General features: G+C 65.5%; 7 protein-coding genes. 3 read left to right on the top strand and 4 right to left on the bottom strand.

Annotated elements, in window-relative coordinates; all coding sequences use genetic code 11:
* Nucleotides 1-186 precede the first annotated feature (186 nt).
* A complete protein-coding gene (locus U5771_RS04935; protein WP_124666271.1) occupies nucleotides 187-1110 on the bottom strand; it encodes a LysR substrate-binding domain-containing protein in 924 nt (307 codons plus the stop codon).
* Nucleotides 1111-1227: 117 nt separating this feature from the next.
* Here U5771_RS04935 and U5771_RS04930 point away from each other — a divergent pair, with 117 nt between their 5' ends.
* Nucleotides 1228-2313 (top strand): tartrate dehydrogenase, encoded by a 1086-nt coding sequence (locus U5771_RS04930; RefSeq protein WP_322022931.1) that lies wholly within the window; start codon nucleotides 1228-1230, stop codon nucleotides 2311-2313.
* A gap of 546 nt (nucleotides 2314-2859) precedes the next feature.
* Here U5771_RS04930 and U5771_RS04925 read toward each other — a convergent pair.
* Nucleotides 2860-3339 (bottom strand): nuclear transport factor 2 family protein, encoded by a 480-nt coding sequence (locus U5771_RS04925; protein ID WP_322022930.1) that lies wholly within the window; start codon nucleotides 3337-3339, stop codon nucleotides 2860-2862.
* Nucleotides 3340-3394: 55 nt separating this feature from the next.
* Nucleotides 3395-4009 carry a TetR/AcrR family transcriptional regulator gene (locus tag U5771_RS04920; protein ID WP_322022929.1) on the bottom strand — a complete coding sequence of 205 codons (615 nt, stop codon included), beginning with the start codon at nucleotides 4007-4009 and terminating at the stop codon, nucleotides 3395-3397.
* A gap of 191 nt (nucleotides 4010-4200) precedes the next feature.
* On the opposite strand from U5771_RS04920, the gene U5771_RS04915 reads away from it, so the two are divergent.
* Together U5771_RS04915 and U5771_RS04910 are read left to right on the top strand one after the other, a co-directional pair.
* Nucleotides 4201-4839, top strand: coding sequence for a GNAT family N-acetyltransferase (locus U5771_RS04915; RefSeq protein WP_322022928.1), 639 nt, complete (start codon nucleotides 4201-4203; stop codon nucleotides 4837-4839).
* Nucleotides 4840-4907: 68 nt separating this feature from the next.
* Nucleotides 4908-5237: a hypothetical protein gene (locus tag U5771_RS04910; RefSeq protein WP_322022927.1), complete on the top strand. Its 330-nt coding sequence runs from the start codon at nucleotides 4908-4910 to the stop codon at nucleotides 5235-5237.
* A gap of 523 nt (nucleotides 5238-5760) precedes the next feature.
* Here U5771_RS04910 and tdh read toward each other — a convergent pair.
* Complete coding sequence (gene tdh / locus U5771_RS04905) at nucleotides 5761-6789, bottom strand: L-threonine 3-dehydrogenase (protein WP_014900698.1); 1029 nt, start codon at nucleotides 6787-6789, stop codon at nucleotides 5761-5763.

Here is a 6789-nt window from a genome sequence, read left to right as displayed (position 1 = left end):
GTGAGCGGTGAGCGGTGAGCGGTGAGCGGTGAGCGGTGAGCGGGCAGCATTGTCGGCCGGCCCGGTGGAGCGCGGTCGCCGCTGCGTCGGTGCACGCTGCCGGCTCGCGACGCGGTCGAGAGCCGTAAAACGGGCGTCTGCCGACGCTCCGCACGTGCTCCCGTAAAAACTCACCTTTGGCCGATTTCAGCCCGCATCGTCACTCGCCGCGGCGTTCAAACCGGCAAGCGCCTCCGCCAGAAAATCGACGCACACGCGCACCTTCGCCGACGCCGCGACGCGTTCCGGATACACCGCCCAGATGTTCGCCGGCTGGATCACGTCCGGCAGCACGCGACGAAGCGCGCCGCGCTCGATCAGCGGCCCCGCCTCCCAGATCGAGCGCAGCACGATCCCGCGCCCGGCCAGCGCCCATTGCACGGCCACCTCGCCGTGGTTCGTCGACAGCGCGCCGCCGACCTTCACCGTTGCCGTCTCTCCGCGCAGGTTCAACCGCCACACACCGAACGGATGGTCGCGCTCCTTGATCGCGAGACAGTCGTGCGACGCGAGATCCGCGAGCGTGCGCGGCGTGCCGCGCCGTGCGAGATAGTCGGGCGACGCGCACAGCACGCGATAGTTCGCGGCCAGGCGCCGCGCGATCAGGTGATCGGCGATCTCGTCGCCGATGCGCACGTCGAGGTCGTAGCCTTCGCCCGCGACGTCGACGAGCCGGTCGAACAGATCGAGCCGCACGTTCAGCTGCGGATAGCGCGCGGAGAAGTCGAGCAGCGCCGGCGCGACGACATGGCGGCCGAAGCCGAAGCTGCTCGAAATGCGCAGCGTGCCGCGCGGCACCGTGCGCGTGGTCGATACGTCCTCGACGAGATGATCGACGTCGTCGAGAATCTTCTCGGCGCGCGCGAACACGCGTTCGCCGGCCTCCGTGACCGTCACGCGGCGCGTCGAGCGATGCAGCAGCCGCGTGCCGAGCTGCGCCTCGAGCAGCGCGATGCGCTTGCTCACATACGCGGGCGACACCGCGAGCTGCTCGGCGGCCGCGCTGAAGCTCGTCAGGCGGACGACCAGGCTGAAGACGCGCAGGTCGTCAAGATTCGGCGATTTGTTCACGATTCGTGGAAAGTCGATTAACCTTTCGCACGATTTTAATCTGAATGGAAATAAATAAAATGGCGTCGTGTTCCGCTGCGCACGCTGCCGGCGGCCCGACCAGCCAAGGAGGCTTGCATGAGCGACAAGACGTACAAGATTGCCGTCATCCCCGGTGACGGCATCGGCCGTGAAGTGATGCCCGAGGGCCTGCGCGCGCTCGACGCCGTGACGGCGCGCTTCGGCATCCGTTTCCAGTTCGAGCAGATCGACTGGGCGAGCTGCGACTACTACGCGCAGCACGGCAAGATGATGCCGGACGACTGGAAGGCGCAGCTGTCAGGCATGGACGCGATCCTGTTCGGTGCGGTCGGCTGGCCCGCGACGGTGCCCGACCACATTTCGCTGTGGGGTTCGCTGCTGAAATTCCGCCGCGAGTTCGACCAGTACATCAACCTGCGGCCCGCGCGCCTGTTCGACGGCGTGCCGTCGCCGCTCGCCGGCCGCAACGCAGGCGACATCGACTTCATGATCGTGCGCGAAAACACCGAGGGCGAATATTCGTCGGTCGGCGGCACGATGTTCGAAGGCACCGAGCGCGAAGTGGTCATGCAGCAGTCGATCTTCACGCGTCACGGCACCGAACGCGTGCTGAAGTTCGCGTTCGAGCTCGCGCAGCGCCGCGCGAAGCGCCTGACCGTCGCGACCAAGAGCAACGGCATCGCGATCAGCATGCCGTGGTGGGATGCGCGCGCGGCCGAAATGGGCGAACGCTATCCCGAGATCGCCGTCGACAAGCAGCATATCGACATCCTGTGCGCGCGCTTCGTGCTGCAACCCGACCGCTTCGACGTCGTCGTCGCGTCGAACCTGTTCGGCGACATCCTGTCCGACCTCGGGCCGGCCTGCACGGGCACGATCGGCATCGCGCCGTCGGCGAACCTCAACCCGGATCGTACGTTTCCGTCGTTGTTCGAACCGGTGCACGGCTCCGCGCCGGATATCGCGGGCCAGTACATCGCGAATCCGATCGCGATGATCTGGTCGGCGGCGATGATGCTCGACTTCCTCGGCAACGGTGCGGGCCGCGAACGGGAAGCGCACGACACGATCGTCTCGGCGATCGAGGACGTGTTGCGCACCGGGCCGCGCACGCGCGATCTCGGCGGCCAAGCGGGGACGCAGGAAGTGGGCGAGGCGATCGCGGCGCGGATCGCCGGCTGACGGAACGATGTGAACGGTGCGCGGTTGCCGGGTGGTCGATGAATGTCGTGTTCAGCGGTGAGCAACACGACTGGCTGGCGCGCACCCTTGTCGATTCCGATGCACACACCTGGATGCGTGCGGGTCGGTATCGATGTCGATCCCGCTGTCGAACGGTGAGCAACGCGATTCGGTGACACGCACGGTAACGTGTCGATCCATCGCCGTAACCGGCATCACGTTGAAGTCGAGCGGTGAGTTGCATTGCGCGTCGATACACACCGATCGATTCTCACCACTGCCGATGCCGCATTCGATTCGCATGCGGGCAACGAAAGCGCATGCACGGCGATGCGTGCGGCGCTTCCGTCAGCGCAATCGCGCGGTTTCCTGCGAAGATTGATCGGTGAGATGCAGGGTGCGAAGAATCACACCGTCCCGCACGGAATGCCCCTTCTCCCGAAAACACTCACCTCAACACGCGGCTCCCGTATTTCCTCACCGTTGAGCACAGGCGACGCGCTCGACGCACGATCGAGCGCGTCCACGCGTCGTCCTCGTGCTGCGTCACAGCCCGAGATCGGACAGGCCGGGATGATCGTCCGGACGGCGGCCGAGCGGCCAGTGATACAGGCGATCGGCTTCGCGAATCGGCATATCGTTGATGCTCGCGTGGCGATGCGCCATCAAGCCGTTTTCATCGAACTCCCAGTTTTCGTTCCCGTATGAGCGGAACCAGTTGCCGGCGTCGTCATGCCATTCGTACGCGAATCGCACCGCGATGCGATTGCCGCCGAACGCCCACAGCTCCTTGATCAGCCGGTAGTCGAGCTCGCGCGTCCATTTCCGCTGCAGCAGGCCGACGATCTCGTCGCGGCCCGTCACGAACTCCGCGCGATTGCGCCACCGGCTCTGCGGCGTATAGGCGAGCGACACGCGCTGCGGGTCGCGCGTGTTCCACGCATCCTCCGCGGCGCGCACTTTCTGGCGCGCCGTGTCGAGCGTGAAGGGCGGAACGGGCGGACGAATTTCGGGGGAAGCGGACATGGGATGCTCCTGTTGAAGGTGTGGGCCGCGCGCGAACGCAGCCGGTTGGGACACGTTACTTCGACGCTCGAGACACCGTATCGAGCAAGAGTTCGGCGGTTGCGCGCGCATCGCGCGCGGCGACGGCATCGCCGCTGACGAGCGCCACGCCGATCGCGCCGTCGATCAGCACCAGCCATTGACGCGCGACGCGGGCCAGCCCGCGGCGCTCGATCCCGGCTTCGTCGGCATACGCGTCGAACCGCTCGCGCACGAACGCCAGCAAGCGCGCCTTGTGCAGACGCGCGACGACGCGCACCGGATCGTCGGCGTCGGCAATTTCACCGGACGCGTTCAAGAACGCGCAGCCGTGAAAATCGGCTTGCGCGAACCAGTCACGCAGCACATCGAACATGCCGAGCAACTGGGCACGCGGCGACTTGCCGCGCGCCAGCGTTGCGTCGACGAACCAGCGCATCCAGCGTTCGTCGCGGCGCTCGAGCGCCGCGACGACCAGCGCTTCCTTCGATTCGAAATGCGAATAAAAGCTCTTTCGCGCGGCACCCGATCGCTTCACGATCGCGTCGACACCGGTGGCGTGGATGCCGCCCGAGTAGATCAGCGCTTCGGCCGCGTCGAGCAGCCGGTCGCGAACAGCCGGTTCGCCGGAGAGGTCATCATGTGTGTTCATGGGTTTAAGGTAGAACGATCGTTCTCCCTCGTCAACACGCGCGTGAAAAGGCCCTGTCGCCGGAAGGGCCGAACGCCGCACGGTTCCGCTGGCGGGCGGCACATTGCAGGCGGCGTTTGCGACATTTTTTCTTGAAGCCGGCGCACGCTGCTCACTACACTTCGGTCACCCTGTCTGGCCGAAAGGACATCATGCAGCGACCGGAATCCGCACGCTCCGCGCGTGCCTATGCGGCTTATGCGAAGCGGCTCGATGGCCGCATCGTCGTACGGCGTTTCGATCCGCGCAGCGATTCGTATGAATCGCTGACCGCGTTGCTGCATCGTGCCTACGCGCATCTCGGCGCCGCGGGCTTCAACTGCCCGGGGGTCGACCAGCCGGCGTCGGCGACGCGCGAACGCATGCTCACCAACGAGTGCTTCGTCGCGCTCGGCAACGCGCATCTGGTCGCGACGATCACGATGCAGCCGCACGATCCCGATTCGCGTTGCGATCCGTACCGCAGCCGACGCGTCGCGACGCTCGGCCAGTTGGCCGTCGATCCGGTCTGGCAGGACCGCGGCATCGGCCGCGCACTGCTCGCGTTCGCGCAACGGCGGGCTGCCGCGCGTGGCGCGACGCACCTCGCGCTCGATGCACCGCATGCGGCTGTCCGGCTCGTCGACTTCTATCGTCGCGAGGGGTTTCAGTTGATCGACGTGATGCGGTTTCCAGGACACAGCTACGACAGCGCGATCCTGTGCAAAGCCGTTGGGGTACCGGGCGAACCGATGCCTGAATCCGACATGACGTCGATCCACGTCGCGCGGCATGCAGGGGCGGCGTCATGAGACACGATGCCGACGACGATCGCGCGCGGCTCGCCCTGCGGCAGGCCCGCACGCGGGCAGCACTGCGCATGCGCGGGCTGGTGAAGCTGACGGTCATCACGGTCGCGGTCACGCAAATACTGACGCTCGTGTTCGACGGTCTGCTCGTTTTACTGGGCTTCGAGCCGGACGCTGCAACGTTGCTGCTGTTCCGCTTCGTCACCTGCGCGCTCGTCAGCTTCTGGCTTCAGGCGGACGCATCACGCGCGTATCGGCATGCAGCGCAACAAGGGCTCGTGACGGTGTCCGGTGCGCATGGCGATCTGATTGAAATCGCACCGCATTGCCCGAAACGATGGCTCGTGGTGTTGAGTCTGCAACTCGAACCGCGATGGTTGAACGGTGAGCGGATCAAATAGCAGGCAGCGCACCGATCGATGCCGACCGGCAGGCTGACGGGTGAGTTCGCAAGTGATTGATCGGCTCACGCATCGAGGCTGCGGTGTGACTGCGTAGTGTGGGGATGTGTTGTCGCGGAAGCAGGCAAGACCGTGGCAAGCAGGTGATGCGGCAAGGGCCCGCCATTCGAGCGCGACAAGCAAATACGGAAGGGCAAGAAGAAAGACACGCGCCAGACGATGCGACCGAGCGGACATGGGCGCGGCGCTGATGGGTGAGGTGCATGCGCAATTGCATGTCACCGATGTGTGCTGCGGAATCGAAGCGCGGTCGTGCTCGTATCGCTAACGAGAAACGACGTGCGGCCGTTGAATTCCTCGCCTACGCGCCACATGAAGCATGATCGAGCCGCCATTCGGTACGCCAACACAGCTCCCGAATATTCTCACCTTACGCGTTTGTCGAAGCCGCCAAGCCTCGACAAACGCTCATGCGGACACGCGCGGGGCAGTCGGCAAACGCGCCGATCCGCCCCGCCGGCACTCAGACCGTCCAGTCGAGAATCACCTTGCCGCTTTCGCCGGACAGCATCGCGGCGAAGCCTTTCTCGTAGTCGTCGGCGGCAAAGCGGTGCGTGATGATCGGCGACAGATCGAGGCCGCTCTGCAGCATCGCGACCATCTTGTACCAGGTCTCGAACATCTCGCGACCGTAGATGCCCTTGATCTCGAGCCCCTTGAAGATCACCTGGTTCCAGTCGATCGCCGTCTGCGCGGGCGGAATGCCGAGCAGCGCGACCTTGCCGCCGTGATTCATCGCCTCGAGCATGCTCGTGAACGCGCTCGGCACCCCCGACATCTCGAGGCCAACGTCGAAGCCTTCCGTCATGCGCAGGTCGGCCATCACGTCGCGCAGCGACTCGCGCGCGACGTTGACCGCGCGCGTCGCGCCCATCTTGCGCGCGAGCTCGAGCCGGTAGTCGTTGATGTCGGTAATCACGACGTTGCGCGCGCCGACATGCTTCGCGATCGCGACGGCCATGATGCCGATCGGGCCCGCGCCGGTGATCAGCACGTCCTCGCCGACGAGGTTGAACGACAGCGCCGTGTGGGTCGCGTTGCCGAACGGATCGAAGATCGATGCGAGATCATCGGAGATCTCGGGCGGAATCTTGAACGCGTTGAACGCGGGAATCGCCAGATACTCGGCGAACGCACCCTCGCGGTTCACGCCGACGCCGACGGTGTTGCGGCACAGATGCCGGCGCCCCGCGCGACAGTTGCGACAGAAGCCGCACGTGATGTGGCCTTCGCCGGACACGCGATCGCCGATCGCGAAGCCGCGCACTTCCTGCCCCATCTCGACGATCTCGCCGACGTATTCGTGACCGACGTGCATCGGCACGGGAATCGTCTTCTGCGCCCAGTCGTCCCACTTCCAGATATGGATGTCGGTGCCGCAGATCGCCGTGCGGCGAATCTTGATCAGCACGTCGTTGTGTCCGACTTCGGGGCGCTTCACGCGCGTGAGCGTGAGGCCCGGGCCGCGTTCCAGCTTTGCCAGTGCTTTCAT

The sequence above is a fragment of the Burkholderia sp. BCC1977 genome (assembly GCF_905339595.1).
GTDB lineage: Bacteria > Pseudomonadota > Gammaproteobacteria > Burkholderiales > Burkholderiaceae > Burkholderia.
The sequence above is the reverse complement of the archived record's forward strand: the minus strand, read 5'-3'. Positions and strand labels throughout refer to the sequence as shown.